Consider the following 24480-nt stretch of genomic DNA (forward strand, 5'->3'; position numbering starts at 1 on the left):
CGACGCTCGGGCCGGTGTTCGCTCAGTTGTTGCGGCGCACGCGGAGCAGGAAATTGCGCACCAGCTGGCCGCCACCGTCCGCCTGGGCGGTCACGGTGACCAGAAAGTCCTCGTCGGCCGACGAGGTGTTGTCGTAACACTCGGGGAAGCCCTTGCACGACTGGGTGATCAGGCCGGTGGCGGTGTTGATCTTCAGGTTGCCCGTGAGCGCCCTGGCTGCGCTGTCCGAGGCGTTCACGCCCTCGACCTTGAACGAGTAGCTCAGGCTTTGGCCTTCGGGCGGCACCGCCGAGGTGTCGATCGCCCAGCGTGACTGGGTGGCGGTGTTCGCCGCATAAGCGGGGTTTTGTACGCCAAAGTCGGCTTCGGAGCCGGTGTAGAACGAACCGTCCGGCTTGAGTTTGTCCAGGGGGTGGTAGCTGTCGCTGTCGGCAAACCAGAGGTTGGCCAAGGCACCGCCCGTGGGTGCCGGACCGGTGTCGGCCGCATCGTCCGAGCCGCCCCCGCAACCCGCCAGGGCGGCCACCAGAGAGAGTGACGCGAGAAGGTTCAGAGGGCCGGACATGCGCATGGTGTGTGGGTGTGAAAAGAGGTGACCGGGCGATTATGGCTTCGCACCGGATGGGATGCTGGATCGGGTTTCAAACTGCTACATTGCGGCCATGAACGACCTCGCCGGAAAACACATTGTCCTGGGCCTTTCGGGCGGCATCGCCTGCTACAAGGCGGCCGAATTCTGCCGCTCGCTGATCAAGGCCGGGGCCACCGTGCAGGTCGTCATGACCGACGCCGCCACGCAGTTCATCACCCCGGTGACCATGCAGGCCCTGTCGGGTCGCCCGGTGTTCAGTTCCCAGTGGGACGAGCGCACCTCGGGTGGGGTGGACAACAACATGGCGCACATCAACCTCAGCCGGGAGGCCGACGCCATCGTCGTGGCGCCCGCCAGCGCCGACTTCATGGCCAAGCTGTTGCACGGCCGGGCCGACGAGCTGCTCAGCCTCATGTGCCTCGCGCGCCCGATCGACACGGTGCCGCTGATCCTGGCACCCGCGATGAACCGCGAGATGTGGGCGCACCCGGCCACGGTGCGCAACGTGGCGCAGCTGCGCGCGGACGGCACGACGGTGCTGGACGTGGGCGCGGGCGACCAGGCCTGTGGCGAAACCGGTGACGGGCGCATGCTTGAGCCCGATGAGCTGTTGTATGAGGTGGTGCGCTTCTTCACGCCCAAGGTGCTGGCCGGTCAGCAGGTGCTGGTGAGCGCCGGCCCGACCTTCGAGGCCATCGACCCGGTGCGTGGGCTCACCAACCTGTCCAGCGGCAAGATGGGCTTTGCCATCGCGCGCGCGGCGCACGAAGCCGGTGCCCATGTGACGCTGGTGGCCGGCCCCGTGAGCCTGGCCACGCCGCGGGGTGTGGGGCGCATCAATGTGAAGTCGGCGCTGAACATGCAGAAGACGCTCAATGTGTTGAGCCAGACAGCCACGGTGTTTGTGTCGGCCGCCGCCGTGGCCGACTGGCGCCCGGCCGAGATGGCGGTGCAGAAGATCAAGAAAGACGGTTCGGGCCATGTGCCGACGCTGTCGTTCGTGGAGAACCCCGACATCCTCGCCGGCATCGCAATGAGCCCGCGCGCGCTCAACCAGACCCTGTATTGCGTGGGCTTTGCGGCGGAGAGCGAGGACCTGCTGGCCCACGCCCAGGCCAAGCGGCTGCGCAAAGGCGTGCCGCTGCTGGTGGGCAACATCGGCCCCGACACCTTCGGGCAGGACGACAACGCCTTGCTGCTGGTCGACGAACAGGGCAACACCGAGCTGCCCCGGGCCTCCAAGCTGTCGCTGGCCCGGCAGCTGGTGGCCGAGATCGCGCGGCGCCTGCCTGTTTCCGCCGCCGCAGAGCCCGCCAAAGCGCCCTGACATCGGGGTTGCGGGTGCCTTGTGTGCCCCGGAAGGCGGTCGTATCATCCAACAATAATTGCATGCTTATTGTTGGATGATCAAGGAGACACCATGAACCGCCCCAACATTGCCCGCCCGGCTGCCGCCGTAAGCGCATCCCCCCTGGACTCCGCCTGGTCGCGCCGCCGCTGGCTGCGCGGGGCGGCGGGCCTGGGTGCCAGCGGCATCGGCCTGGCGCTGGTGCCCGAGGTGCGCTTGTTCGCCCAGCAGGTTCAGGAGTTCATTGAAGGGCCACCGGTGCCGGACGTGAAACCCGAACAGCTCTCGCCCCATGTCTGGATGGTCTATGCGAAAGAGGGTTTTCCAACGCAGGAGAACCAGGGCCTCATGGCCAGCATCATTTTCGTGGTCACGCAAAAGGGCGTGGTGGTGCTGGACAGCGGCGCCTCGCTGCAGATCGGCCAGATGGCGATCCGCATGATCAAGACGGTGACGCCCCAGCCGGTCATCGCGGTCTTCAACAGCCACTACCACGGTGACCATTGGCTGGGCAACCAGGCCTTCGCCGATGCCTACGGCAAGGACCTGCCCATCCACTCGCTGGCGTTCACGCGCGAGCAGATCGCCGGCCATGAAGGCAACCTCTGGCGCAGCCTGATGGAGCGCTGGACCAACCAGGCCACGCTGGGCACCAAGGTGGTCGCGCCCAACCAGACGGTGGAGCACGGGCAGGTGTTCGACTATGGCGACGTGCAGATCAAGCTGCATCACCATGGCAAGGCGCACACGCCTTCAGACCTGTGTTGCGAGGTGGTGCAGGACAAGCTCACCTACGTCGGCGACGTTGCGATGGAGAACCGCATCGCCAACATCGACGACGGCTCTTACCCCGGCACGTTCAAGTACTACGACGCGCTCAAAAAAGCGGCTGGCGACCAGCTCTGGGTGCCAGGGCATGGTCGCGGCAGCAAGGACCTGCTGGACACCTACGGCACGTTCATGAAGGGCATCTGGGAACCCTGCGTGCAGGCGGTGAAAGACGGCATCCCGCTCGATGGTGCGAAGACCCTGGTGATGAAAGACCCCCGCGTCGCCAGCCGCGCCAGGACCATGGCCGGATTCGACAGCAACATCGGCAAGTACACCAGCCTGGCCTACCTGGAAGCCGAGAAGGATGCTTTCTAGGCCCTCCACCAGGGGAGCAAGCGCTTCATGGCGGCCACTTCCCCGCTGTGGTCAGCGGCATAGCCGGGCAGGTGGCTGAGGTGCGATTGCCAGCGCGCGCTGCGCAGCAGGGTCAGCAGCCGCTGCACGGCCGGTTGTTCCAGGGCAGACTTCAAACACACCAGCAGGTAACGTTCTTCGGTCAGCGGCACAAAGCCCAGGCCCTGGTTGCGCGCGGCGTATTCGGTGCCCAGCCCCACGTCGGCGTCGCCGCTGGCCACCGCGTGCGCCACCGCCGCATGCGATGACTCCACGCGGTCGAACCCCTGAATGGCCTTGTGGTCGAGACCGCGCTGGGTCAGCAGTTCTTCGAGCAGCAACCGGGTGCCGGTGCCGCGCGCCCGGTTGACGAAACGCGCGCTGAGTTGCGCCACGTCTTCCATGTCGCGCAGCCGCAATGGGTTGCCGGGCGCGACCATCAGGCCTTGTGAGCGCCGGGCAAAACCGACGATCTTGTGGGTGCCGGGCCTGAGCAGCGGGCGGTAGGTGCGGGCGCTCAGGCTGCTCGCGTCGGCAAAGGGCTGGGTGTGAAAACCGGCCAGCAGGCATCGGCCTTCGTTGAGCGCCCGGATCGCGTCCACGCTGCCGGTGAAGCGGATGTCGAGGTGCAGGCGCTGGTCTTCGGTCGGGGTGGAGGGCAGCCCGGCGGCGAGTTCCTGCAGCTCGATCAGGGCGTGGTCGTGACTGGCGTAGAGCGTGAGCAGCTCGCTGCCAGGGCCGGGCGTGGTGGTCTCGAAGGCGCGTGAGAAGGCGCGCTCCAGCTCGGCGCGCAAGGCCTCCACCTGCGGGCCCAGTCGCGCCTGGGCCAGGCGCTCGGCCATCAGCAGGCGCTGGCCAAAGGGCGACAGCTGCGCCGCCTGACCCCGCTCCCACACGATCAGCTCGTGGCCGAGCTGGGTCTCCCATTCCTTGAGCTGGCCCCACACGTGGCGGTACGACAGACCCAGCTGACGCGCCGCGGCCGAAATCGACCCGTGCGCGCGCACCGCCTGCAGCACGTCCATCATGGTGTTGCGCAGCAGGGCCGGGCCGTTGGGCCGTTCGGGTCGCTCGGCGCTGAGCGAGTAGGACATCTCGATGCGTCTCATGGGCGGCAAGTGTGCCTCAGCCCCGCGAGGGCCTGGGTCGGTACCTATGCACAGCGCTTCATACCGAGTTGCCACGTACTCTCAAACCCAGCTTGTGCGCTTATGCTGCGGCGCAACGTATGAACACCTTCACCGACAGCGCCTCCACCGCGCTGCAACTCATCCTCGACGGCGACGCCGCGCTCTGGGCCATCGTGTCGCGCTCGCTCGCCGTGAGCGCCACCGCCTGCCTGCTGGCCTGCAGCATCGGCCTGCTGCTCGGCGCCTGGCTGGCCGTGGCTCGTTTCCCCGGCCGCTCGGTGGCGCTCACGCTGCTCAACACCTTCCTGGCCATTCCTTCGGTGGTGGTGGGGCTGGTGATCTACCTGCTGCTGTCGCGCTCGGGCCCGCTGGGGTTTCTGGGCTGGCTGTTCAGCTTTCAGGCCATGGTGCTGGCGCAGGCGATCCTGGTGCTGCCGCTGGTGACCGCGCTCACGCGCCAGGTGGTGGAAGACACCGACCGCGACCACGGCGAGCAGCTCAGTTCGCTGGGCGCGGACATGTGCCTGCGCAGCCTGCTCATGGCCTGGGACGAGCGTTACGCGCTGCTCACCGTGCTGATCACCGCGTTCGGCCGCGCCGTCTCGGAGGTGGGCGCGGTGATGATCGTGGGGGGCAACATTGAGGGCTTCACCCGCGTCATGACCACCGCCATCGCGCTGGAAACCAGCAAGGGCGACCTGCCGCTGGCCCTGGGCCTGGGCCTGGTCTTGCTGGGGGTGGTGCTGCTGCTCAACAGCGCGGTGGCGCTGCTGCGCCGCTGGCGCGAACACCTCGACGGTGGTGACCTGCGGATGGCCACCACATGAGGATCGAGCAACCCGGTGTCGGTCCAACCGCCAGCGCCATCGACCGCAAGCCGGTCGTGCTCACGCTGACGGGCGTGCACGTGAGCCTGGGCCCAGCCGCGCAGGTGGAGGCGCTGCGCCAGATCACCCTGTCCATCCAGGCGGGCGAGCGAGTGGCGCTGGTGGGCCCCAACGGCTGCGGCAAGAGCACCTTGTTGCGCGCGCTGCATGGCCTGCTGCCCATCGCTTCGGGCGAGCGGCGGGTGCCGCAGGCCTCGCGCATCGCCATGCTCTTTCAACGCCCGCACATGCTGCGCATGTCGGTGCGGCGCAACCTGCAGCTCGGCCTGTGGCTCAGCGGCGTGCCGTGGCGCCAGACGAGCGAACGCGCTCAGCAGGCGCTGGCCCGCGTGGACCTGCTTCACCTGGCGGAGCGCAACGGTCGCGCGCTCTCGGGCGGGCAGCAGCAGCGCGTGGCACTGGCACGCGCCTGGGCGCTGCAGCCCGACGTGTGGCTGCTCGACGAGCCCACCGCCAGCCTCGACCCACACGCCAAGCGCGATGTGGAGGCACTGATCGCCGAATTTAGCGACGAGGTGCCCGCGCCACACCGCTTGCCGCCCACGCTGGTGTTCGCGAGCCACAACCTCGGTCAGGTCAAACGCCTGGCCAGCCGCGTCGTCTACCTGGAGCAGGGGCGTCTGCTGGCCGACCTGCCCGTGAGCGATTTTTTCAACCACGCTTTCCTGGAGGCGCACTGTCCCCAGGCCCACCTGTTCGTCAAAGGAGAAACCGCATGAAGAATGAACACCCCCGCCGCGCTGCGCGCGACCCCCTGAAGGGGGCGATGCGATGTGGCCCGGCGAAGCCGGTTCCACCGCATCTCTGGTGGTCACCCCTTCGCGCCTGCAGTTGGATCGGTCGGCTTTCTGGCCGCGCTGTGCGCGATGGTGCCCTCTGTGTTGCCGTCGGCCTGCTGCTCAGCACCTCTGCGCTGGCACAAAGCAGCATCGTCGTGGCGTCCACCACGTCCACCGAACAATCGGGCCTGTTCAGCCACCTGCTGCCCGAGTTCAAGAAGACCAGCGGCATCGACGTGAAGGTCGTGGCGCTGGGCACCGGTCAGGCCATCGACATGGCCCGCCGGGGCGACGCCGACGTGCTGTTCGTGCACGACAAGGTGGCCGAAGAGAAGTTTGTCGCCGACGGCTTCTCGGGTAAGCGCCAGGAGGTCATGTACAACGACTTCGTGCTGATCGGCCCCAAGGCCGACCCGGCCGCCACCAAAGGCAGCGACATCGTGGGCGCGCTCAAGAAGGTCGCCACGGCCAACGCGCCCTTCATCTCGCGCGGCGACAAGAGCGGCACGCACGCGGCCGAGCTGCGTTTCTGGAAGATGACCGACACCGACGCCAACAAGGGCAGCGGCTACAAGGAATGCGGCTGCGGCATGGGCCCGGCCCTGAACATCGGCGCCAGCAGCGGTGCCTATGTGCTGGCCGACCGCGGCACCTGGCTCAACTTCAAGAACCGCGCCGACATGGTGGTGCTGGTCGAGGGCGACAAACGTCTGTTCAACCAGTACGGCGTGATGCTCGTGAGCGCGGCCAAACACCCGCAGGTGAAAACCGCCGAAGGCCAGAAGTTCGTGGACTGGGTCACCGGCGCCGCCGGCCAGAAGGTGATTGCCGACTACAAGATCGGCGGCGAACAGCTGTTTTTCCCGAACGCCAAATAGGGTCCCCAACCAGGGGCGACAAGGGTCCGGCTTCGCCGGCCCAAGGCGCCGTCCCCCTCCAAGCCGAAGGCGCCAGAGAGGGGGAAGCCGCGAAGCGGCGCAGGGGGTGTTTCATCACATGCCTCTGTAGGCCGAGGGCGTGAGGCCCACCGATTTGCGGAACTGGCGTGTGAACGAGGCCTGGTCCGCGTACCCACACGCCAGGGCGACTTCGCTGATCGGCTCACGCGAATGGCGCAGCAGATCGCACGCCCGCTCGATGCGCGCGCGCAGCACATACTGCCCCGCCGTCACGCCAAACAGGCCGCGGATGCGCTGGTCCAGCTGAAACACCGACAGCCCGGCCAGGGCGGCGAGTTCTTCCAGCGGCAGCGGTGAGTCCAGGTGCCGCGCGACGTGCTCGATGGCGCGCGACACCGCGGCGGCCTCGTTCGTTGAGCCCATGTGCTGCTGGATGTCGCGCGACAGACCTGCCAGCCCGACGATGTGCCCTTGTGGGTCGGTGACCGCGACCTTCCAGGTGAGGCACCAGCCCGGTTGCCGGTTGCCGTACAGGTGCAGCTCCAGCTGACCGCTGATGGCGGGGCCGCCTTGCAGGATGCGCTGGTCCTGCTGCGAAAACCCGGAGCCCAGCGGCAGCGGGAACACCTGCTCCGCCGTCTGGCCGATCAGCTCCGCCTTGTGCTCAAAGCCGCAGCGGCCGACCAGGGTCTGGTTGACCGCGGTGTAGCGCCCCTGCGTGTCCTTCAGGAAAAACACGGTGTCGGGCACGTGGTCGAACAGCAGGTCGCCCCGGAACCAACCGTGGGCGATCAGCAGCCCTGGCGACAGGGGTGATGGCAGAGAAACATCCATGGCGTTGGGCTCACGACCTTTTGTGCAATTTCCCCAGCCGGCACCCCACTTTCCGACAAGACGCGGAGCGCCCAAGCTGCGAGACTGGCGGCAGCTTAACAGTCACTTCAACGGAGCACCCGACCCATGAGCAGCAGCATTTTCAGCGGCACGATCCCCGCCTTGATGACCCCTTGCACGCCCGAGCGGCAACCGGACTTTGACGCCCTGGTCCAGACCGGCCAGCAACTGATCGCGGCCGGCATGTCGGCGCTGGTGTACTGCGGCTCGATGGGCGACTGGCCCCTGCTGAGCGACGAGCAGCGCATGGAAGGCGTCGAGCGGCTGGTCGGTGCCGGCCTGCCCGTGATCGTGGGCACCGGGGCGCAGAACACGGCGCGTGCCAGCGCCCTGGCCGCCCACGCCAAGGCCTGTGGCGCCAAGGGACTGATGATCATCCCCCGCGTGCTGTCGCGCGGCAACTCGGCGGCGGCCCAGCGTGCCCACTTCACCGACATCCTGAGCGCGGCGGTGGACCTGCCCAGCGTGATCTACAACAGCCCCTACTACGGCTACGAAACCAAGGCCGACCTGTTCTTTGATCTGCGCTCGCGCTTCTCCCACCTGATCGGCTTCAAGGAGTTCGGTGGCGCGGCTTCCTTGCGCTACGCGGCGGAGCACATCTCCTCGCGCGAGGCGGGCGTGACGCTGATGGTCGGTGTGGACACGCAGGTGTTTCACGGCTTCGTCAACTGCGGCGCCCAGGGCGCCATCACGGGCATCGGCAACGTGCTGCCCCAAGAGGTGCTGCAACTGGTGGCCCTGTGCGAGCAGGCGGCCCGTGGTGACGTGCTGGCCCGCCAGCGCGCGCAGGAGCTGGAGGCGGCGCTGGCGGTGCTGTCGTCGTTTGACGAGGGCGTGGACCTGGTGCTGTACTTCAAACACCTGATGGTGCTGCAGGGCCACGCGGAATACGCCCTGCACTTCAACCCCACCGATGCGCTGTCGGACAGCCAGCGGAACTACGCCACGGCCCAGTTCGAGCTGTTCAAGCGCTGGTACGCCAGCTGGCCGGGGAAGGCCTGACCATGGCACCGAACACGACGCGCATCGAGATGCAGGTCATCGACTCCCACACCGAGGGCGAGCCCACGCGCCTGGTGGTGGCCGGTGGGCCGCCGCTGGGCCACGGCCCCTTGAGCGAACGCAAGGCCCTCTTTGCGCGCGACTTCGACCACTACCGCGTGCTCGCAGCCAACGAGCCGCGCGGTTACGACGCGGTGGTCGGCGCCTTGCTGTGTGAGCCGGTGGACAGCAGCTGCGCCGCCGGCCTGATCTTCTTCAACAACACAGGTTACCTCGGCATGTGCGGGCACGGCACGATCGGTGCGGCCGTCACGCTCGCCCACATGGGCCGCATCGCGCCGGGCTTGCACCGTTTCGAGACGCCGGTCGGGGTCGTGAGCGTGGACCTCCGGTCCGCCCACGAAGTGACGATCCAGAACGTCGAGAGCCATGTGTTCCGTCGCGAGGTCGAGATCGACGTGCCCGGCCTCGGGCGTGTGGTGGGCGACGTCGCCTGGGGCGGCAACTGGTTCTTCCTGTGCCACAGCACCCCCTGCGAACTCACGCTGCAGCACATCGGTGAACTCACCCGCCAGGCCGAGGCCGTCAAGCTGACGCTGGTGCGCGATGGCATCACCGGTCGCGACGGCGCCGAGATCGACCACATCGAGTTCTTCGGCCCCGCGCAAGCGGCGGACGCGCACAGCCGCAACTTCGTGCTGTGCCCCGGCGGCGCCTACGACCGCTCCCCGTGCGGCACCGGCACCAGCGCCAAGCTGGCCTGCCTGGCCGCGGCCGGCAAGCTCCAGCCGGGCGACACCTGGGTGCAGGAAAGCGTGATCGGCAGCCGCTTCGAGGCCAGCTACCAGCCCACGGCACACGGCGTCATCCCCCGCATCACCGGCCGCGCCTACGTCACGGCCGAAGCGCGGCTGATCGCCGACCCGGCCGATCCCTTGCTGCCGGCGGCGTTCCGCGCGGCGCTTTGACTTCACCAGACGCATGACATCAGGCCTCAACCCGGATTCCACCCGCGCCGATGTGGCGGTGGTGGGCGCTGGCATCATCGGGCTGTCGGTGGCGATGCACCTGGTGGCCCAGGGCCGCTCGGTGCTGCTGATCGACCGCAAGGGCATTGCCCTGGAGGCCAGCGCGCAAAATGCCGGCGCGCTGGCCTTCTCCGACATCCTGCCCCTGGCCTCGCCGCGCATCCTGCGGCAGGCGCCGCGCTGGCTGCTCGACCCGCTGGGGCCGCTGGCCATTCGCCCGGGCTACGCGCTGCAGATCGCGCCCTGGCTGCTGCGCTTCGGCATGGCCAGCCGACCCTCGGCCTACCGCGCGAGCCTGCAGGCCCAGACGCAGCTGATGCGCCTCGCCGCGCCTGCGTTTCACGCCATGCTGGCCCGCGCGCAGGCTTTGCACATGATCCGGCAGGACGGCTCCTTGCAGGTGTACGAAGGCGACGCCGAGTTCCGCTCCAGCCTCCCGGGCTGGCAGCTGCGCGCCGAAGCGGGCATTGCCTTCGAACACGTCCAGGGTGAGCGGCTGCGGGCGCTGCAACCGGGTCTGGCCAGCTCCATCACCGCCGGCACCTTCGTGCCGCATTGGGAGACCGTGAGCGACCCGTTCGAGGTGGCATCGGCCCTCGGGCGCCATGTGCTGCAGGCGGGCGCCACCTGGCGCCAGGCCGAAGTGCGGTCCATTGCCGTGCGCGATGGCGGTGTGGCGCTGCAGCTCGCGCAGGGCAGCGCCGTCCATGCGAATCAGGCTGTGATCGCCACCGGGGCCTGGTCGCGCCAGCTCGCGACCCAACTGGGCGATGCCATCCCGCTGGACACCGAGCGCGGCTACAACACCACGCTGCCGCCCGGCGCGTTCGACCTCCAGCGCCAGATCATTTTCGGGTCCCACGGTTTTGTGGTCACGCCGCTGTCGACCGGCATCCGCGTCGGTGGTGCGGTGGAGCTGGGCGGGCTCAAGCTGCCGCCCAACTTCAAGCGGTCGGCCCACATGCTGGAGAAGGCCTCGCGCCTGCTGCCGGGGCTGCGCACCGAGGGCGGCACGCAGTGGATGGGCTACCGCCCCTCGCTGCCCGATTCCTTGCCCGTCATCGGGCACGCCAAGGCCAGCCGGCGGGTGGTGTACGCCTTCGGACACGGGCACCTGGGCCTGACACAAAGCGGCGCCACCGGGCACCTGGTGGCCGAGTTGCTGGCGGGGCACACACCGTCCATTCCGCTCGAACCCTTCAGGCCCGACCGCTTTTAACGCACCATCGCCACGCCCTTGATCTGCACATACACCGGCAGGCCGGGCGCGATGCCCAGCCGCTCGCACGAGAGCCGGCTGATGCGCGAGAGCAGGCGCGTGCCTTGCCCCAGGCGCAGGCCCACCAGCACTTGACCCGGGCCGTCCTCGCTCACCTCGGTCACCATGGCCGGCAGGACGTTGAGCACGCTGGTCTGCTCCGGCTTGATCAGCGAGAGGCTCACGTCCCTCGCCTGGACGCGCACGCGCACCGGCGTGCGCTCGGGCAGCGGTGTGGCTCGCGTCTGCGGCAGCAGCAGCGTGCCGCCGTCAAAGCGCAACTCGCACAACGCGCTTGCGCTGTGCAGCCCGCAGGTGATGGCCTCGATCAGCGCGCCCGCGCTGTCGCCGTGGGCCAGCGGCAGGTCGGCGCGGGTCATCAGCTCGATCACCGGCCCCTGCGCCAGCATCTGGCCCTGATCCAGCAGCACCACGTGGTCGGCCAGCCGCGCCACCTCGTCCACCGAATGCGTCACGTACACCACCGGCAGGTCCAGCGCCTCGTGCAACTGCTCCAGCCAGGGCAGTATCTCGGCCTTGCGCGCCGCGTCCAGCGCGGCCAGCGGTTCGTCCATCAGCAGCACGCGCGGGCTCGCCGCCAGCGCCCTCGCAATCGCCACGCGCTGGCGCTCGCCGCCCGAGAGCTCTTGCGGCCGGCGCTGCAGCAGGTGGCCAATGCCCAGCAGCTCCAGCCCGTGGCGCCAATCGTGGCGCCGCTCGGCCGCGGGCGTGCGGTCGAAGCCGAAGCGCAGGTTGCCCTCCACCGTCAGGTGATCAAACAGGCTGGCCTCCTGGAACACATAGCCGATGGCGCGCCGGTGCGTGGGCACGAAGGCGCCGCGTTCGCTGTCTTGCCAGATTTGTTCGCCCACCTGCACGCGGCCCACGGCCGAGCGCTCCAGCCCGGCGAGCACGCGCAGGCAGGTGGTCTTGCCGCTGCCCGAGGGGCCGAACAGCGCGGTGATCCCGTGGCCGGGCAGGGTCATGTCCACGTCCAGCGCGAAGCCGCCCCGGGCCAGGCGCGCCTGCAGGCGCAGCGCGGCGGCGGTCACTGGACTGCCCTCCGTGCTGTGCACTGCGGGGCGATCGCCCTTCGGAACGGCCGGGCGGTCTCTCATGCCCGCACCGCCTTCGCCTGCCGCGCGTTGTAGACCTGCAGCGCCAGCAGCACCACAAACGCAAACACCAGCATCACCGCCGACAGCCGGTGCGCGTCGGCGTACTCCAGCGCCTCCACGTGGTCGAAGATCTGCACCGAGACCACGCGCGTCACGCCGGGGATGTTGCCGCCCATCATCAGCACCACGCCGAACTCGCCCACCGTGTGGGCAAAGCTCATGATGCAGCCCGTCACGATGCCCGGCTTGCACAGCGGCAGCACCACCTTGAAAAACGTGTCCAGCGGCGAAGCGCGCAGACTCGCCGCCACCTCCAGCGGCCGCTCGCCCAGCGCCTGCATGCTGTTCAGGACCGACTGCACCATGAACGGCAGCGAATAGACCACCGAGGCCACCACCAGTCCGGCGAAGGTGAAGGGCAGGGTGGGCAGTCCCACCGCCAGCATCGCCTGGCCCAGCGGCCCATTCGGCCCCAGCGCCACGAGCAGATAGAAACCCAGCACCGTGGGCGGCAGCACCAGCGGCAGCGCCACCAGCGCACCCACCGGCCGCGCGACCCAGTCGCGGGAGCGCGCCAGCCACCAGGCCAGCGGCGTGCCGAGCAACAGCAGGATCAGCGTGGTCAGCGCAGCGACCTGAACGGTCAGCCAGAGCGCCTGCAGGTTGTCGGGGGAGAGGAGCATCTCAGAGGTCGTAACCGTAGGAGCGGATCAGGTCTTTGATGTTCTGGCTCTGCAGCAGCTGGAAGAGCGCCTTGGCGGCCTCGTTGTCGGCGCCCTTTTTCAGCAGCACCGCGTCCTGACGGATCGGGTCGTAGCTGGCCTGCGGAATCACCCACATCGAGCCTTCCTTGAGCCGGCCAGCCGAGAGCACCTGCGACATCGCCACAAAACCCACGTCGGCGTTGCCCGTTGTCACGAAGCCGAAGGTCTGGCCAATGCTCTCGCCCTGCACCAGCTTCGGCGTGACCGCGCCCTTCAGGCCCAGCTTGTCCAGCACCTGCACCGCCGCCGCGCCATAGGGCGCGGTCTTGGGGTTGGCATGCGCCACCTTGCCCAGGTCGGCTGCCCCCAGCACCGCACCCTGGCTGTCCACGCGGCCCGGCTTCACCGACCACAGCACGAGTTTGCCGTTGGCGTAGGTGAAGCGCGTGCCGGGCTGCGCCAGGCCGTCCTTCTCCAGCAGCTCCGGGCGCTCGTTGTCGGCCGAGAGGAACGCGTCGAACGGCGCGCCGTTTTTGATCAGCGTGTAGAACGCGCCCGAAGCGCCGGTCGAGATCCTCAGCGTGTGGCCGGTGGTCTTCTGCAGCACGGCCGCAATGGCCTTGATCGGCTCGGCGAAGTTGGCGGCCACTGCGATCTGAGCTTCGGCGGCTTGGGCTGCGGGGATGGCCAGCGCGATGAAAAGCAAGGCGGTCAGAGGGAGGACTGGGGAGTGCACGGTCACCTCGCATCAGCACAGGAAAGGAGGGCGGGATCGTTATCCCTAAATGGAATAGCGAGTGTAGCGGGTATGAACCCGGAAACGGCACACCCCTGTGCGGGGATCGCCTGCGTTAATCTGTCGGCGCCGCACAACGTCCTGTCGCCCTTCATTCGATGTCTCTTTTTGATCTGCTCCCGCTGTCCAGCAAGACCCGCGAAATGCGGAGGGTCTTTGGTGCCATCCATTCCGGCAACAGCTGGGGTGACTGCGAATCCAGCTCGGGCCCCGGCTCGACGCGGGAGCGCGCGTCCCAGTTTCTCCCGGATCTCATCGCTTTGGTGCAATCACTGGGCACCAGATGCCTGCTGGATGTGCCGTGTGGTGATTTCAACTGGGCGGCGCCTCTGGCAGATGCGGTTGATCGCTATGTCGGGGTTGATGTTGTGCCGGCACTGGTCAGCGCGAACGAGACGCGCTGGTCCTCTCCCCGCCGGCAATTCCTCTGTCGTGACATGGTTCGTCAGCGGCTGCCGGACGCCGACCTGGTGTTGTCCCGCGATGCCCTGGTGCATCTCTGTGAAGAAGACGTCATGCGTGCCATTGCCAATCTCAGGCGCACGGGCGCGAGGTATCTGGTGGCAACGACCTTTGTGGGCGACCGCAGCAACGAGGACATTCCGACCGGAGCGTGGCGCCCACTCAACCTGCAGCGCCCACCCTTCGGTTTTCCGGCGCCCATCGCGCTGATTGATGAGCGGTGCCATCACACCGGAGGCATCTACTCGGACAAACATCTGGGTGTCTGGCGGTTTGAGGACTTGCCCGCATTTCGGGCCTGACGCTGCTCCTGTTCAGGCTGAAGTGGCCAGCAGTTCGTTCAGACAGGCGTCGATCTGGGTGATCGCATTCGCATCGGTTCCGAACAGTGTGAGGTGGCCATCCAGGCTGGAGATCGGGCGAAGCTCGCTGTTTGGGATCAGCTGCTGTTCGGCCTGGCAGTCCGACGGAGGGAAGAACATGTCGGTGGTGATGGGCATCACGTAGGTCTTGGCGCGAATCCGGCCCAGTGCGGCCGCCTTGTCGTGGCCGGCGTGCAGGCTCACGTCGCCGCGTTGCCATTTCCACGCCATGCACAGGAGGTTGTTCGGGTCCATGGGGGCGAAGTAGCCGGTCATGAAACCGTCGACAAAGGCCTGCATCGAGTCGAATCCGAGCGCGTGGTGGCGACCGCATCGGAAGAATTCGGTGCTCCAACCCATCAATGTCCACAGCTTGGCGTGGCGTTTGAGCCCCGCTGCGACCCCCTCCGAGCTCGCGTAGTGGCCGTCTCGAAAACCGGGGTCGGTAGTGATCGCCTCCATGAGCAATTCGGTGAACAGGAAGTCGTGCTCGGTATTGCAGGCGGTGCCGGCGATGGGGGCGGCGCGTGCGACCATCTCGGGGTAGCGCACGGCCCACTCGTAGGTCTGCTGCGCGCCCATGGAGCCGCCGGTGACCAGGGCCAGGCGCTGGATGCCGAAATGTTCGGTGAGCAGGCGATGCTGCGCGCGCACATCGTCTCCAATGCGCACCTTCGGAAAGTTCGGACCTGCCAGCGCACCGGGTGCGTTGTGCGGTGACACCGACAGACCGCTGCCGATCTGGTTGACGACCACGATGAAGTACCTGGTCGGGTCCAGTGCCCGTCCGGGGCCAATGAAAACCTGCTCCATGATCTTGCTGGTTCCCGAGTACCAGGTGGTCACCAGGATCGCGTTGTCCCTGGCCGCGTTGAGTTGCCCGTGGGTGGCCACGGCCAGTGGGCAGTTCTCCAGCACGCCGCCTTCGGCCAATTCCAGTCGGCCGATGTCGATGAGGCGAAACGGTCCGTGGGCATCCTGCGAGTAGTAGGCGTTCATGTGCGTCTCCTGGGTGTTGTTGCGCGGTGGGCGCGGTGGGACTGGACGACCAGCCACTTATGGTTTGAGAATGCTCCGGAAACCCGGAGAGGGGAAACCACTATGACCATCTCGAATGACCGGACCAGTTCGAACCCATTTTTCCGAAGCCCTCGGCCACACCCCCAGCGACAAGCGCCTGGAGGTGCTGCGTCGCGTGGCTGAGACCGGCTCGATCTCGCTGGCTGCGCGCGACGCAGGCATCAGCCACAAGGCGGCCTGGCAGGCGATCGACACGCTGAGCAACCTGAGCGGGCAGACGCTGGTGGAGCGCACGGTCGGCGGCGGGGCGCGCACCACGCCGAAAGCGCTGCAGCCGCTGGCTAGATGCTGCGTCGAATCATCATCTCCTTGATCTTGCTGATGGCCCCCGCGGGCAGCAGTCCTTTGGGACACACGTCCACGCAGTTCAGGATCGAGCGGCATCGGAACAGGCGAAACGGGTCGTCGAGGTCGTCCAGCCGCTCGGCGGTGGCCGTGTCGCGGCTGTCGACAAGAAAGCGGTAGGCCTGCAACAGGCCGGCCGGCCCGACGTATTTGTCCGGGTTCCACCAGAAGCTCGGGCACGCCGATGAGCAGCACGCGCACAGGATGCACTCGTACAGCCCGTTGAGTTCTTCGCGCTGCTCGGTGGATTGCAGGCGCTCCCGCTCGGGGGCGGGCGCTTCGTTGATGAGGTAGGGCCTGATCGAGTGGTACTGCCGGAAGAACCCGGTCATGTCGACGATCAGGTCGCGGATCACCGGGAGGCCCGGCAAGGGTTTGAGCGTCACCACGCGCGGCAGGGATGTCATGTTGGTGATGCAGGCCAGGCCGTTCTTGCCGTTGATGTTCATGGCGTCCGAGCCGCAGATGCCTTCGCGGCACGAGCGCCGAAACGACAGGCCCGGGTCCACGGCCTTGAGGCGCACGAGCACGTCGAGCAGCATGCGGTCGCCGGGGTGGACGTCGAGCTCCAGCGTCTGCATGTGGGGCTTGGCGTCGAGGTCCGGGTCGTAGCGGTAGAGCTTGAAGGTGTGCATCGGGGGCTTTCAAAAAGGGCTCACGACTTCACCAGCCGCTGCATCCAGTCGAGCAGCACGGTGGGCAACGAGGCCGGCGTCTGCAGCAAGGCGTGGTGCTGGGCGCCAAACACGACCGGCAGGTAGCTCGCAGCCTGCCGGTCCACGGCCAGGCAGAACGGCGAGATGCCCTGCAGCCGGGCTTCGGTCACGGCCTGGCGGGTGTCTTCGATGCCGTAGCGGCCTTCATAGACATCGCAGTCGTTGGGTTTGCCGTCGGACAGGAGCAGCAGCAGCCGGTGCGTGGCGCCTTCGCGCAGGAGCGTGGCGCTGGCGTGGCGCAGGGCGGCGCCGGTGCGCGTGTACCGATCGGGTTCGAGGGCCGCGATGCGCAGCGCCACAGCGGGGCTGTAGGGCTCGTCGAAGCGCTTGATGTCCCAGAGGCTCACCGCGGCGGGTCCGTTGCCCGAGAAGGCCTGCACCGCGAAGGGTTCGCCCATGGCCCCGAGGGCGATGCACACCAGCAACAAGGCCTCGCGCTCGACGTCGATCACCCGGCGGCTGTTCGAGATCCAGCCGTCGGTGGAGCCGCTGACGTCGATGAGGATCAGGATGGCCATGTCGCGCCGGGTGCGTTGTTGCGAGCAATAGAGGTCGTCGGCCATGGGCCAGCCGGCGCGCAGGTTCGCCAGGCCTTCCACGCAGGCTTCGAGGTCGATGTCGTCGCCGTCGGTCTGGCGGCGCCTCAGTGTGCGCTGGGGGCGCAGGGCCGCGAAGCGCTGGCGGATGGCGCCGAGCAGCGCGCAGTGCGCGGCCAGGGTGTCGTCCACCCACCGCTGCGCACCGGCCGGCGCTTCGCGCAGCCTTACCGTGGCGCCGGGGTGGCGGTAGGCCGCTGTCCGCCAGTCCCACTCCGGGTAGCAAAACTGTTGTGGTGTGTCTGAGACGGTGGCGCTGGTGTGTCGGGGTCGCACGGCCGGTGGGTCGTCGGAAAGCAGCACCTCCGGGGCCTGGCCCGGCGTCCAGACCAGCCGCGCCTGCGCCAGCTCCGAGACCAGGTCGGCGAACTCGTCGGCGCCCGCCGACTGGTCGCGATCGGTGGGCCGCTGCAAACCGAACGGGTCTTCGGCCTGTTCGTGCGGCACGTCGGGCGGGATCATCCACGCGCCCGGTGTCTTGTCTTCTTCCTGCTCGGCGCCTTCGCGCACCTCAGGGCGGCGCGTCAGGCGCGCGCTGCGCGGCGCGCGGGCGGTGGTGTTGTCGGCCGCGTCGCTGCCCGCCAGCGGTGGGCCCGTGGCCGCGCCGGGCGGGCGCAGATCGCCGGTCCAGCTGTCCCGGAACAGGGGCGATGGGCCCAGGCGCCCGGCGCTGGCGAGGTCGCGCACCATGTCGGCCGCCAGTTGGTGAGCGGCGCGGGCCGAACTGTCGGGCGACCCCCCGAGGGGGGCGTGCGCGTTCGGCTGGTCGCAGGGCTGCGCCATCCAGCCGCGCGCCAGGGCCTCCAGCGGGCGGCGCGACGCGGGGAATTGCGCCAGCGGCGGGCGGGCCGCGAGCGCGGCGCCGCGCAGGTGGTTCAAAGACTTCGCCACGCCGGGCAACAGGCGCGCCAGCGCCGCGTCGGACGCCACGGCCTCGATCAACAGGTAGAGCTCGCGCACCAGTGGCGAGGCACCGGGGCCCGGGCCGGCGGCACTGCCCCGGCTCGCCCGCGTGGCCTGCACCAGGGCCAGGGTGCGAAAGCGGTCCAGGGCCAGAGCGGGGTCCACGAGGCCGGTGTCCGACGGCAACCAGATGCACTGGCCATCGGTGGCGGGCAGCGCGGCGCGCGCGCGCGGGAATTCATGGCGCTGGAACGTCTGGGCGAGCAGGGTGGGGCGGGCCGGCGTTTGCGCCGTGCGCAAGCGGTACGAGGTGCCGAACACCGCCTCGATCAGCAGGTCCAGCCGCGGCGCCACGTCCGCCAGCAAGGTCAGGGGCCGGGCGGGCGTCCGGGCCCGGTGCCGCCGCCACAGCGCTTGCGTGAAGACGGTGGCGTGCCGGGCCACGTCGGTGATCACGTCCTCGGCTTCGGCCATGGGGCGGTGTCTGGTTCAGAGGCTGAGAGCTTTTCGGGGGGGTGCGCGGGCATGAGCGAAAGACTCTCAGACGAAGGTGGCGTTGACCAGGTCGCGCATCGCGCCCACCAGCGCTTCGTCGTCCGACAGCGGCGACACCACCGCGCCGAGGCAGGCCTGCCGGATCGGGATGCCGCTGACCACCAGCGCGGCCGCCGCGATCAGCAGGCGGGTGCTCGGCACCTCGGCCAGGCCACGGTCGCGCAGCGCGCGCAGCCGTTGCCCGAGCGACACCAGCGCCATGGCCGTGGCGTGGTCGGCGCCGGCCTCGCTCTCGATGATCGCCGCCTCGCGCGGGGCCGGCGGAAAGTCGAAGTCCAGCGCCACAAAGCGCTGCCGCGTGCTGGGCTTGAGGTCTTTCAGCATGCGTTGGTAGCCCGGGTTGTAGGAAATGACCAGCTGGAAGCCGGGCGCGGCCACCAGCGTTTCGCCCGTCTTGTCGATGGGCAGGATGCGGCGGTGGTCGGTCAAGGAGTGCAAGACCACCATGGTGTCCTGCCGCGCTTCGACCACCTCGTCGAGGTAGCAGATGGCACCCTCGCGCACGGCGCGCGTGAGTGGGCCGTCCTGCCACGCGGTGCCGTCGTGGCGGATCAGGAAGCGGCCGATGAGGTCGCTCGCGCTCAGGTCGTCGTGGCACGAGATCGTGATCAGGGGGCGCCGCAGCTTCCAGGCCATGTGCTCGACAAAACGCGTCTTGCCGCAGCCGGTGGGGCCCTTGAGCATCACGGCCAGCCGCAGGGCGTGGCAGTGCTCGAAGACGGCCACTTCCGAACCCGAGGACAGGTAATACGGCTCGCTGGCGGGCAACCGCTCGGGCCCGTCCAGCGGGCCAACGGTGTGGAGCAGCGCAGCAGCCAAGGGGTTGCTCACGAGGTGGACAAGACCGGCTCGGTGGCAGAGCGTGGCGCAGTGGTGTCCGCCACGACATCAAAGCGGGGCGCATGGCGGAAGAAGTCGTAGATGAACAGTCCCACGCCGATCGCGAACAGCGACCCGGTGGCGATCAACATCACGAAGTGCACCTGTATCTTCAACTGCGCGTCGAGATAGCCCATGCCCATGATGCGCTCCAGGTAGACCTGCGCGATGCCGGCGGTGGCGAACGACAACGTCATGCCGAACATACCGCCAATCTGCATCCAGAACGCCCAGTAACCCAGGCTGCTGCCTTGCTCGCTGCGCCCCGGCGCCATCGCCGGCAGCGCATAGGTGATCATCGCCAGCACGATCATGGCGTAGGCCCCGTAGAAGGCCGCGTGTCCGTGCATCGCGGTGATCAGCGTGCCGTGGGTCCACTTGTTGACGTCGGGGAACGTGTGGGCCAGACCCAGCAGACCGGCGCCGAACAAGGTGAACAGCGCGCTGCCGATGGTCCAGTGCAGGGCCAGCGTGTTGGGGTGCGAAAAGCCCGCTCGGCGCATGGCCGAATACGCGAACATCGCCATGCCAACGAGCGCCGCTGGCTCCAGTGCGCTGAAGATGCCGCCGATGGGCAACCAGTACGAAGGAACGCCGACCCAGTAGTAGTGGTGCGCCGTGCCCAGAATGCCGGCGATGAAGACCAGGCCCACGATCACGTACAGCCACTTCTCCATGACCTCCCGGTCAGCGCCGGACAGGCGGATCAGCAGGTAGGCCAGGAAGCCGCCCTGGATCATCACCCACACGCCCTCGACCCAGAGGTGGATCGTCCACCAGCGGTAGTAGATGGACACGGTGTAGTTCTCGTACTCCAGCAGCGCGGGCAGGTACAGCAACGCGGCCAGACCGAGGCCGAGCACCAGCACGCCTTCGGTGGTGGTGAAGCGCTTGGAGCGCCAGATCGTCATGCCGATGTTGTAGAGAAAGATCAGCATGCAGATCACGATCACGATCTTGTGCGGCAGGGGCTGTTCCAGCAGCTTGTTGCCGGTGCCGTAGCGAAACAGATAGCCCACCACGGCGGTCACGCCCATCAAGGTCCACAGGACCAGTTGCACGTAGGCGAGCTTGGTGCTGTAGAGCTCGGTGCGCGATTCGTCGGGCACCATCCAGTAGGTCGCGCCCATGAAGCCGGTCAGCACCCACACGATCAGCAGGTTGGTGTGGATCACCTTGGTCACATCGAACGGCAGGATGTTCAGCAGCGGATCGGGGCCGAGGTACTTGGTGGCCGACAGCAGCCCGAACACCAGCTGCAGCCCGAACAACACCATGGCCACGGCGAAATACCAGTAGGCAACCGATTGAGACCTGTAGCGCATGTCAAAACTCCTGCATGAGTGGCGGCGGTGGTCCGCGGCCTGTGTGGGGCTTGGTGGCTTCGGAGCCCGTTACTTGAAGGTCGACAGGAACGCGGCGAGGTGCTCGACCTGCTCGGGCGTCAGGTCCTTGGCGTAGGTGTTGGGCATGAACGAAACCCCGTTGGCCGAATACATCGCCCCCGCGACCAGGTGTGCGCTGGGCCGGGTGACGGATTCGCGGATGAAGCTCGCCAGGTCGGTGGCCGTGCCTTTGTAGTCGGTGGACGCGAGGGTCTGCTGCGTGCGCGTGGCGATGCCGGCGAGCGAGGGGCCGGCCATGTCGGCGCCCGGCGTGAGGGAGTGGCAGGCGGTGCAGGCGGGGGCGGCGTTCCGGAACACGCGCTCGCCCAGGGCCACCGGGTCTTTGTCGGGCGCGGCTGCCGTGGCGGTCGATCCTGCGGGCGCTGAAGCCGCCGCCGCCACGGCGGGGACCGCCGCGTTCCCTGCCGTGGTACCCAGCCCGGTGACCATGATCGGCCGCGGCGGCCAGCCCTGGTTGTCCACCTGGCTCACCCACTCGAGAAACGCGATCAGGCCGTCGATGTCGGCATCGCTCAGGTTCTGCTGGGGCATCAGCCGCCGGTGGCGCTGCTCGTCGTAGAACTTTGAGGGGTCTTTCAGGAAGGCCCGCAGGTAGGGCGCACCGCGCTGTTGCGCGATCTTGGTGAGGTCGGGGGCGTAGTAGGCCCCTTCACCGAAGATGGTGTGGCAGTTGATGCAGTTGTTCTTGTGCCAGACGTTCTTGCCCAGGGTGACCGCGGGCGTGATGTTCTGCGCGTTCGTCAGCTTCGGGAACTGGCGGTGGCTGTCGATGGTGAGGCCGAGAAAGATCAGCGTGGCGAGCAGCGTGGAACCGATCGCGAAGTACCGTGCCTGGCGTTTGTTCATGTGTGTGCACCCGCGTCAGACGCTGATGCCCGTCCAGTAGATGACGCTGATGGCGCTCGCGTAGGCGATGCCGGTGGCCATCAAACCGAGCACCACATGGCTGAAGACCTTGAAACTTCGGTACGCGGTCATGGGGGGCACCTCGACGGTTGCGCCCGCGTTCCCTCAGGGCGAGAGAGGCCGGCAGACTGGGCATGTTGTCCCGTCCTCCGCTCCGTGTATGTGCGGCAGCGAACTTAGCCCCTGTCGCTGGCGGGCAGGCGCGCGACCCGGTGACCCGCAAGTCGCGTCCGCGCCTGGAGCGGACGTCCCATGGAACAATTCCGGCATGACCACGCCACCCCTGCACACCGCCCTCTCCGAAGCCCTCGGCCACGCCCCCAGCGACAAGCGCCTGGAGGTGTTGCGCCGCGTGGGCGAAACGGGCTCGATCTCGCAGGCCGCGCGCGACGCGGGCATCAGCTACAAGGCGGCCTGGCAGGCGATCGACACGCTGAGCAACCTGAGCGGGCAGACGCTGGTGGAGCGCACGGTGGGCGGCTCGGGCGGTGGCGGGGCGGTGATCACGCCGCAGGGCCTGCAGCTGCTGGCCCTCGCGGACGAGCTCGCAAAGGCGCGTGAAGCGGTGCTGGCGCGCTTCGCGGGCGGAGCTGCGCTGCCGATGGGGCTGGGTCTGCGCACGAGCATGCGCAACCAGCTGCCTTGCCGCGTGGAGGCGGTGGAGCCGCTGGGGCCGGACGACCCGACGGTGCTGGTGCGCTTGCGCACGCCGGGGCAGGCGCTGCTCACGTCGAGCGTGACGCGCGAGAGCGCGGACCTGCTCGCGTTGCGTGCGGGGCTGGAGGTGCTGGCGCTGTGCAAGGCCACGGCGGTGCGCATCGGCCGGGGTGAGGTGGAAGAGGCGAGCGTGGCAGAAGAGGCGCCAAGCCAGTGTGTGCTGCCCGGTCGCATCGAGCGGCTGGCGCGGGGGCAGGGCCACCGACATGGGCGTTTTGAGGTGGTGCTCGGCCTCGATGGCGGCGGCCAGTGGGTGGGCTTTGCCGAGCACCCGTTCGCGGCGCGCAAGGGGCAACGCGCCTGGGCGGCGATGGGCGTGTCGGCGCTGGTGATCGGTCTGGCGGGTTAGCGTGCTTCCAACGTGGGCACCTGCGCCCATATGAACAGGGTTGCCGTACCAGGTTGGCACAGTGTGCTGTTGCATGGACCTGAATGGCGCAACCCTTCACTTTGTGTTGTCAAAAAAGAGAGCACTGTTCTCAATTTGAGTCGCTTTCTGCGCGTGGCACGGTTGTTGAGGACAGGTGAAGCAGCCGCTTCGGCTTTCTTCATTTCCATCCTCAGAGGACGACACACATGCAATACGCAGCTCCCGGCACCCCCGGCGCCAAGATCGCCTACAAGGCCCAGTACAACAACTTCATCGGCGGCAAGTGGGTTGCCCCGGTCAAGGGCCAGTATTTCGATGTGATCTCGCCGGTGAACGGCCAGGTCTACACGCAGGCCGCCCGCTCCACCGCCGAAGACATCGATCTGGCGCTGGACGCGGCCCACGCCGCCGCCGACGGCTGGGCCAAGACCTCGGCCACCGAGCGTTCCAACATCCTGCTGAAGATCGCCGACCGCCTGGAAGCCAACCTGGAGCTGCTGGCCTACGCCGAGACGGTGGACAACGGCAAGCCGATCCGCGAAACCCTGAACGCCGACATCCCGCTCGCCATCGACCACTTCCGTTACTTCGCCGGCTGCGTGCGCGCCGAAGAAGGCAACATGAGCGAGATCGACGGTGACACCGTGGCGTACCACTTCCAGGAACCCCTGGGCGTCGTGGGCCAGATCATTCCCTGGAACTTCCCGATCCTGATGGCCGCCTGGAAGATCCCGCCGGCCCTGGGCGCTGGCAACTGCATCGTCATGAAGCCGGCAGAGTCCACCCCCATCAGCCTGCTGATCCTGATCGAACTGATCGCCGACCTGCTGCCCCCGGGCGTGCTGAACATCGTCAACGGTTTCGGCCGCGAAGCCGGCATGCCGCTCGCCACCAGCAAGCGCATCGCCAAGATCGCTTTCACCGGCTCCACCACCACGGGCCGCGTGATTGCCCAGGCCGCCGCCAACAACCTGATTCCCGCCACGCTGGAACTGGGTGGCAAGAGCCCCAACATCTTCTTTGCCGACATCATGGACAAAGACGATTCCTTCCTCGACAAGGCGATCGAAGGCCTGGTGCTGTTCGCGTTCAACCAGGGTGAGGTCTGCACCTGCCCGAGCCGCGCGCTGATCCAGGAAAGCATCTACGACAAGTTCATGGAGCGCGTCTTGAAGCGCGTGGCCGCCATCAAGATGGGCAGCCCGCTGGACACCGACACCATGATGGGAGCGCAGGCTTCCAAAGAGCAGCTGACCAAGATCCTGTCCTACCTGGAACTGGGCAAGGCCGAAGGCGCCGAGGTGCTGATCGGTGGCGAGCAGGCCAAGATCGGTGGCGATCTGGACGGCGGCTACTACGTGCAGCCCACGCTGTTCAAGGGCCACAACAAGATGCGCATCTTCCAGGAAGAGATCTTCGGCCCCGTGCTGGCCGTGACGACCTTCAAGGACGAAGCCGAAGCCCTGGCCATCGCCAACGACACGCTGTACGGCCTGGGCGCCGGCGTGTGGAGCCGCAACGGCAACGTGGCCTACCGCATGGGCCGCGCCATCAAGGCCGGCCGCGTCTGGACCAACTGCT

The 24480-nt window shown here is 67.8% G+C and carries 23 protein-coding genes and 1 pseudogene; 12 read left to right on the plus strand and 12 right to left on the minus strand.

Going from position 1 to position 24480, the window contains the following annotated elements:
- Positions 1-22: 22 nt before the first annotated feature.
- Positions 23-565: a hypothetical protein gene (locus IV088_RS03635; protein ID WP_291097827.1), complete on the minus strand. Its 543-nt coding sequence runs from the start codon at positions 563-565 to the stop codon at positions 23-25.
- A 97-nt stretch (positions 566-662) separates the two neighbouring features.
- Between IV088_RS03635 and coaBC the strand changes: the two genes are divergently transcribed.
- A complete protein-coding gene (gene coaBC / locus IV088_RS03640; RefSeq protein WP_291097830.1) occupies positions 663-1919 on the plus strand; it encodes a bifunctional phosphopantothenoylcysteine decarboxylase/phosphopantothenate--cysteine ligase CoaBC in 1257 nt (418 codons plus the stop codon).
- Positions 1920-2012: 93 nt separating this feature from the next.
- Complete coding sequence (locus IV088_RS03645; RefSeq protein WP_291097833.1) at positions 2013-3086, plus strand: MBL fold metallo-hydrolase; 1074 nt, start codon at positions 2013-2015, stop codon at positions 3084-3086.
- Here IV088_RS03645 and IV088_RS03650 read toward each other — a convergent pair.
- Positions 3083-4213 carry a substrate-binding domain-containing protein gene (locus IV088_RS03650; protein WP_291097836.1) on the minus strand — a complete coding sequence of 377 codons (1131 nt, stop codon included), beginning with the start codon at positions 4211-4213 and terminating at the stop codon, positions 3083-3085. The two genes, IV088_RS03645 and IV088_RS03650, sit on opposite strands and share 4 nt — an antisense overlap.
- Positions 4214-4332: 119 nt before the next feature.
- Between IV088_RS03650 and IV088_RS03655 the strand changes: the two genes are divergently transcribed.
- The 3 genes from IV088_RS03655 (at position 4333) to IV088_RS03665 (ending at position 6778) form a co-directional block, all read left to right on the plus strand.
- Positions 4333-5061 (plus strand): ABC transporter permease, encoded by a 729-nt coding sequence (locus tag IV088_RS03655; protein WP_291097839.1) that lies wholly within the window; start codon positions 4333-4335, stop codon positions 5059-5061.
- On the plus strand, positions 5058-5840 hold the full coding sequence (locus IV088_RS03660; RefSeq protein WP_291097842.1) for a phosphate ABC transporter ATP-binding protein: 783 nt from the start codon (positions 5058-5060) through the stop codon (positions 5838-5840). Before IV088_RS03655 ends, IV088_RS03660 begins: the two co-directional genes overlap by 4 nt.
- A 140-nt stretch (positions 5841-5980) precedes the next feature.
- The gene (locus tag IV088_RS03665; protein ID WP_291097846.1) at positions 5981-6778 is read left to right on the plus strand and encodes a substrate-binding domain-containing protein; all 798 of its coding nucleotides are present in this window, start codon (positions 5981-5983) and stop codon (positions 6776-6778) included.
- A 114-nt stretch (positions 6779-6892) separates the two neighbouring features.
- On the opposite strand, the gene IV088_RS03670 is transcribed toward IV088_RS03665, so the two are convergent.
- The gene (locus IV088_RS03670) at positions 6893-7633 is read right to left on the minus strand and encodes an AraC family transcriptional regulator (RefSeq protein ID WP_291097849.1); all 741 of its coding nucleotides are present in this window, start codon (positions 7631-7633) and stop codon (positions 6893-6895) included.
- A 126-nt stretch (positions 7634-7759) separates the two neighbouring features.
- On the opposite strand from IV088_RS03670, the gene IV088_RS03675 reads away from it, so the two are divergent.
- From IV088_RS03675 to IV088_RS03685, 3 genes are read left to right on the plus strand one after another with little or no spacing between them, the layout of a single operon-like run.
- Entirely contained in the window at positions 7760-8698 is a 939-nt protein-coding gene (locus IV088_RS03675) for a dihydrodipicolinate synthase family protein (protein WP_291097852.1), read from the plus strand.
- Between the two features lie 2 nt (positions 8699-8700).
- Positions 8701-9666, plus strand: a complete 966-nt coding sequence (locus tag IV088_RS03680; RefSeq protein WP_291097855.1) for a proline racemase family protein — start codon at positions 8701-8703, stop codon at positions 9664-9666.
- Between the two features lie 13 nt (positions 9667-9679).
- Complete coding sequence (locus IV088_RS03685) at positions 9680-10945, plus strand: FAD-binding oxidoreductase (protein ID WP_291097859.1); 1266 nt, start codon at positions 9680-9682, stop codon at positions 10943-10945.
- Here the strand turns inward: IV088_RS03685 and modC are convergent.
- From modC to modA, 3 genes are all read right to left on the minus strand, one after another.
- Positions 10942-12036, minus strand: a complete 1095-nt coding sequence (modC, locus tag IV088_RS03690) for a molybdenum ABC transporter ATP-binding protein (RefSeq protein WP_291097862.1) — start codon at positions 12034-12036, stop codon at positions 10942-10944. The genes IV088_RS03685 and modC overlap by 4 nt on opposite strands.
- A 62-nt stretch (positions 12037-12098) precedes the next feature.
- Positions 12099-12785 carry a molybdate ABC transporter permease subunit gene (gene modB / locus IV088_RS03695; RefSeq protein WP_291097863.1) on the minus strand — a complete coding sequence of 229 codons (687 nt, stop codon included), beginning with the start codon at positions 12783-12785 and terminating at the stop codon, positions 12099-12101.
- Position 12786: 1 nt separating this feature from the next.
- Positions 12787-13542: a molybdate ABC transporter substrate-binding protein gene (modA, locus tag IV088_RS03700; protein ID WP_291097868.1), complete on the minus strand. Its 756-nt coding sequence runs from the start codon at positions 13540-13542 to the stop codon at positions 12787-12789.
- Between the two features lie 158 nt (positions 13543-13700).
- Between modA and IV088_RS03705 the strand changes: the two genes are divergently transcribed.
- Complete coding sequence (locus IV088_RS03705) at positions 13701-14366, plus strand: class I SAM-dependent methyltransferase (protein WP_291097871.1); 666 nt, start codon at positions 13701-13703, stop codon at positions 14364-14366.
- Between the two features lie 12 nt (positions 14367-14378).
- Here IV088_RS03705 and IV088_RS03710 read toward each other — a convergent pair whose 3' ends face one another.
- A complete protein-coding gene (locus IV088_RS03710; protein WP_291097874.1) occupies positions 14379-15425 on the minus strand; it encodes an alpha/beta fold hydrolase in 1047 nt (348 codons plus the stop codon).
- A gap of 115 nt (positions 15426-15540) precedes the next feature.
- On the opposite strand from IV088_RS03710, the pseudogene IV088_RS03715 reads away from it, so the two are divergent.
- Positions 15541-15768: pseudogene (locus tag IV088_RS03715) on the plus strand (winged helix-turn-helix domain-containing protein); the annotation flags it as partial.
- Between the two features lie 19 nt (positions 15769-15787).
- Here IV088_RS03715 and IV088_RS03720 read toward each other — a convergent pair.
- The 5 genes from IV088_RS03720 to IV088_RS03740 form a co-directional block, all read right to left on the minus strand.
- Positions 15788-16486, minus strand: a complete 699-nt coding sequence (locus tag IV088_RS03720; RefSeq protein WP_291097877.1) for a succinate dehydrogenase iron-sulfur subunit — start codon at positions 16484-16486, stop codon at positions 15788-15790.
- 20 nt (positions 16487-16506) lie between these two features.
- The gene (locus tag IV088_RS03725; protein WP_291097880.1) at positions 16507-18540 is read right to left on the minus strand and encodes a VWA domain-containing protein; all 2034 of its coding nucleotides are present in this window, start codon (positions 18538-18540) and stop codon (positions 16507-16509) included.
- 66 nt (positions 18541-18606) lie between these two features.
- Positions 18607-19407: a CbbQ/NirQ/NorQ/GpvN family protein gene (locus IV088_RS03730; RefSeq protein ID WP_291097887.1), complete on the minus strand. Its 801-nt coding sequence runs from the start codon at positions 19405-19407 to the stop codon at positions 18607-18609.
- Between the two features lie 41 nt (positions 19408-19448).
- Positions 19449-20825 (minus strand): cbb3-type cytochrome c oxidase subunit I, encoded by a 1377-nt coding sequence (locus tag IV088_RS03735; RefSeq protein ID WP_291083164.1) that lies wholly within the window; start codon positions 20823-20825, stop codon positions 19449-19451.
- A 69-nt stretch (positions 20826-20894) separates the two neighbouring features.
- Complete coding sequence (locus IV088_RS03740; protein ID WP_291097882.1) at positions 20895-21752, minus strand: c-type cytochrome; 858 nt, start codon at positions 21750-21752, stop codon at positions 20895-20897.
- Between the two features lie 328 nt (positions 21753-22080).
- On the opposite strand from IV088_RS03740, the gene IV088_RS03745 reads away from it, so the two are divergent.
- Together IV088_RS03745 and IV088_RS03750 are read left to right on the plus strand one after the other, a co-directional pair.
- A complete protein-coding gene (locus IV088_RS03745; protein WP_291097883.1) occupies positions 22081-22878 on the plus strand; it encodes a TOBE domain-containing protein in 798 nt (265 codons plus the stop codon).
- Between the two features lie 227 nt (positions 22879-23105).
- Positions 23106-24480: aldehyde dehydrogenase family protein (locus IV088_RS03750; RefSeq protein WP_291097885.1), on the plus strand; the 1375-nt coding region annotated here is incomplete at its 3' end.

The sequence above is a fragment of the Hydrogenophaga sp. genome, assembly GCF_018780075.1.
Lineage (GTDB): Bacteria > Pseudomonadota > Gammaproteobacteria > Burkholderiales > Burkholderiaceae_C > Hydrogenophaga.

Excerpts from the sequence above, each read along its gene's own strand:
- IV088_RS03635 (WP_291097827.1), bottom strand. The coding sequence starts at position 565 with ATGTCCGGCCCTCTGAACCTTCTCGCGTCACTCTCTCTGGTGGCCGCC.
- coaBC (WP_291097830.1), top strand. The coding sequence starts at position 663 with ATGAACGACCTCGCCGGAAAACACATTGTCCTGGGCCTTTCGGGCGGC.
- IV088_RS03645 (WP_291097833.1), top strand. The coding sequence starts at position 2,013 with ATGAACCGCCCCAACATTGCCCGCCCGGCTGCCGCCGTAAGCGCATCC.
- IV088_RS03650 (WP_291097836.1), bottom strand. The coding sequence starts at position 4,213 with ATGAGACGCATCGAGATGTCCTACTCGCTCAGCGCCGAGCGACCCGAA.
- IV088_RS03655 (WP_291097839.1), top strand. The coding sequence starts at position 4,333 with ATGAACACCTTCACCGACAGCGCCTCCACCGCGCTGCAACTCATCCTC.
- IV088_RS03660 (WP_291097842.1), top strand. The coding sequence starts at position 5,058 with ATGAGGATCGAGCAACCCGGTGTCGGTCCAACCGCCAGCGCCATCGAC.
- IV088_RS03670 (WP_291097849.1), bottom strand. The coding sequence starts at position 7,633 with ATGGATGTTTCTCTGCCATCACCCCTGTCGCCAGGGCTGCTGATCGCC.
- IV088_RS03675 (WP_291097852.1), top strand. The coding sequence starts at position 7,760 with ATGAGCAGCAGCATTTTCAGCGGCACGATCCCCGCCTTGATGACCCCT.
- IV088_RS03680 (WP_291097855.1), top strand. The coding sequence starts at position 8,701 with ATGGCACCGAACACGACGCGCATCGAGATGCAGGTCATCGACTCCCAC.
- IV088_RS03685 (WP_291097859.1), top strand. The coding sequence starts at position 9,680 with ATGACATCAGGCCTCAACCCGGATTCCACCCGCGCCGATGTGGCGGTG.
- modB (WP_291097863.1), bottom strand. The coding sequence starts at position 12,785 with ATGCTCCTCTCCCCCGACAACCTGCAGGCGCTCTGGCTGACCGTTCAG.
- IV088_RS03705 (WP_291097871.1), top strand. The coding sequence starts at position 13,701 with ATGTCTCTTTTTGATCTGCTCCCGCTGTCCAGCAAGACCCGCGAAATG.
- IV088_RS03710 (WP_291097874.1), bottom strand. The coding sequence starts at position 15,425 with ATGAACGCCTACTACTCGCAGGATGCCCACGGACCGTTTCGCCTCATC.
- IV088_RS03720 (WP_291097877.1), bottom strand. The coding sequence starts at position 16,486 with ATGCACACCTTCAAGCTCTACCGCTACGACCCGGACCTCGACGCCAAG.
- IV088_RS03725 (WP_291097880.1), bottom strand. The coding sequence starts at position 18,540 with ATGGCCGAAGCCGAGGACGTGATCACCGACGTGGCCCGGCACGCCACC.
- IV088_RS03735 (WP_291083164.1), bottom strand. The coding sequence starts at position 20,825 with ATGCGCTACAGGTCTCAATCGGTTGCCTACTGGTATTTCGCCGTGGCC.
- IV088_RS03740 (WP_291097882.1), bottom strand. The coding sequence starts at position 21,752 with ATGAACAAACGCCAGGCACGGTACTTCGCGATCGGTTCCACGCTGCTC.
- IV088_RS03745 (WP_291097883.1), top strand. The coding sequence starts at position 22,081 with ATGACCACGCCACCCCTGCACACCGCCCTCTCCGAAGCCCTCGGCCAC.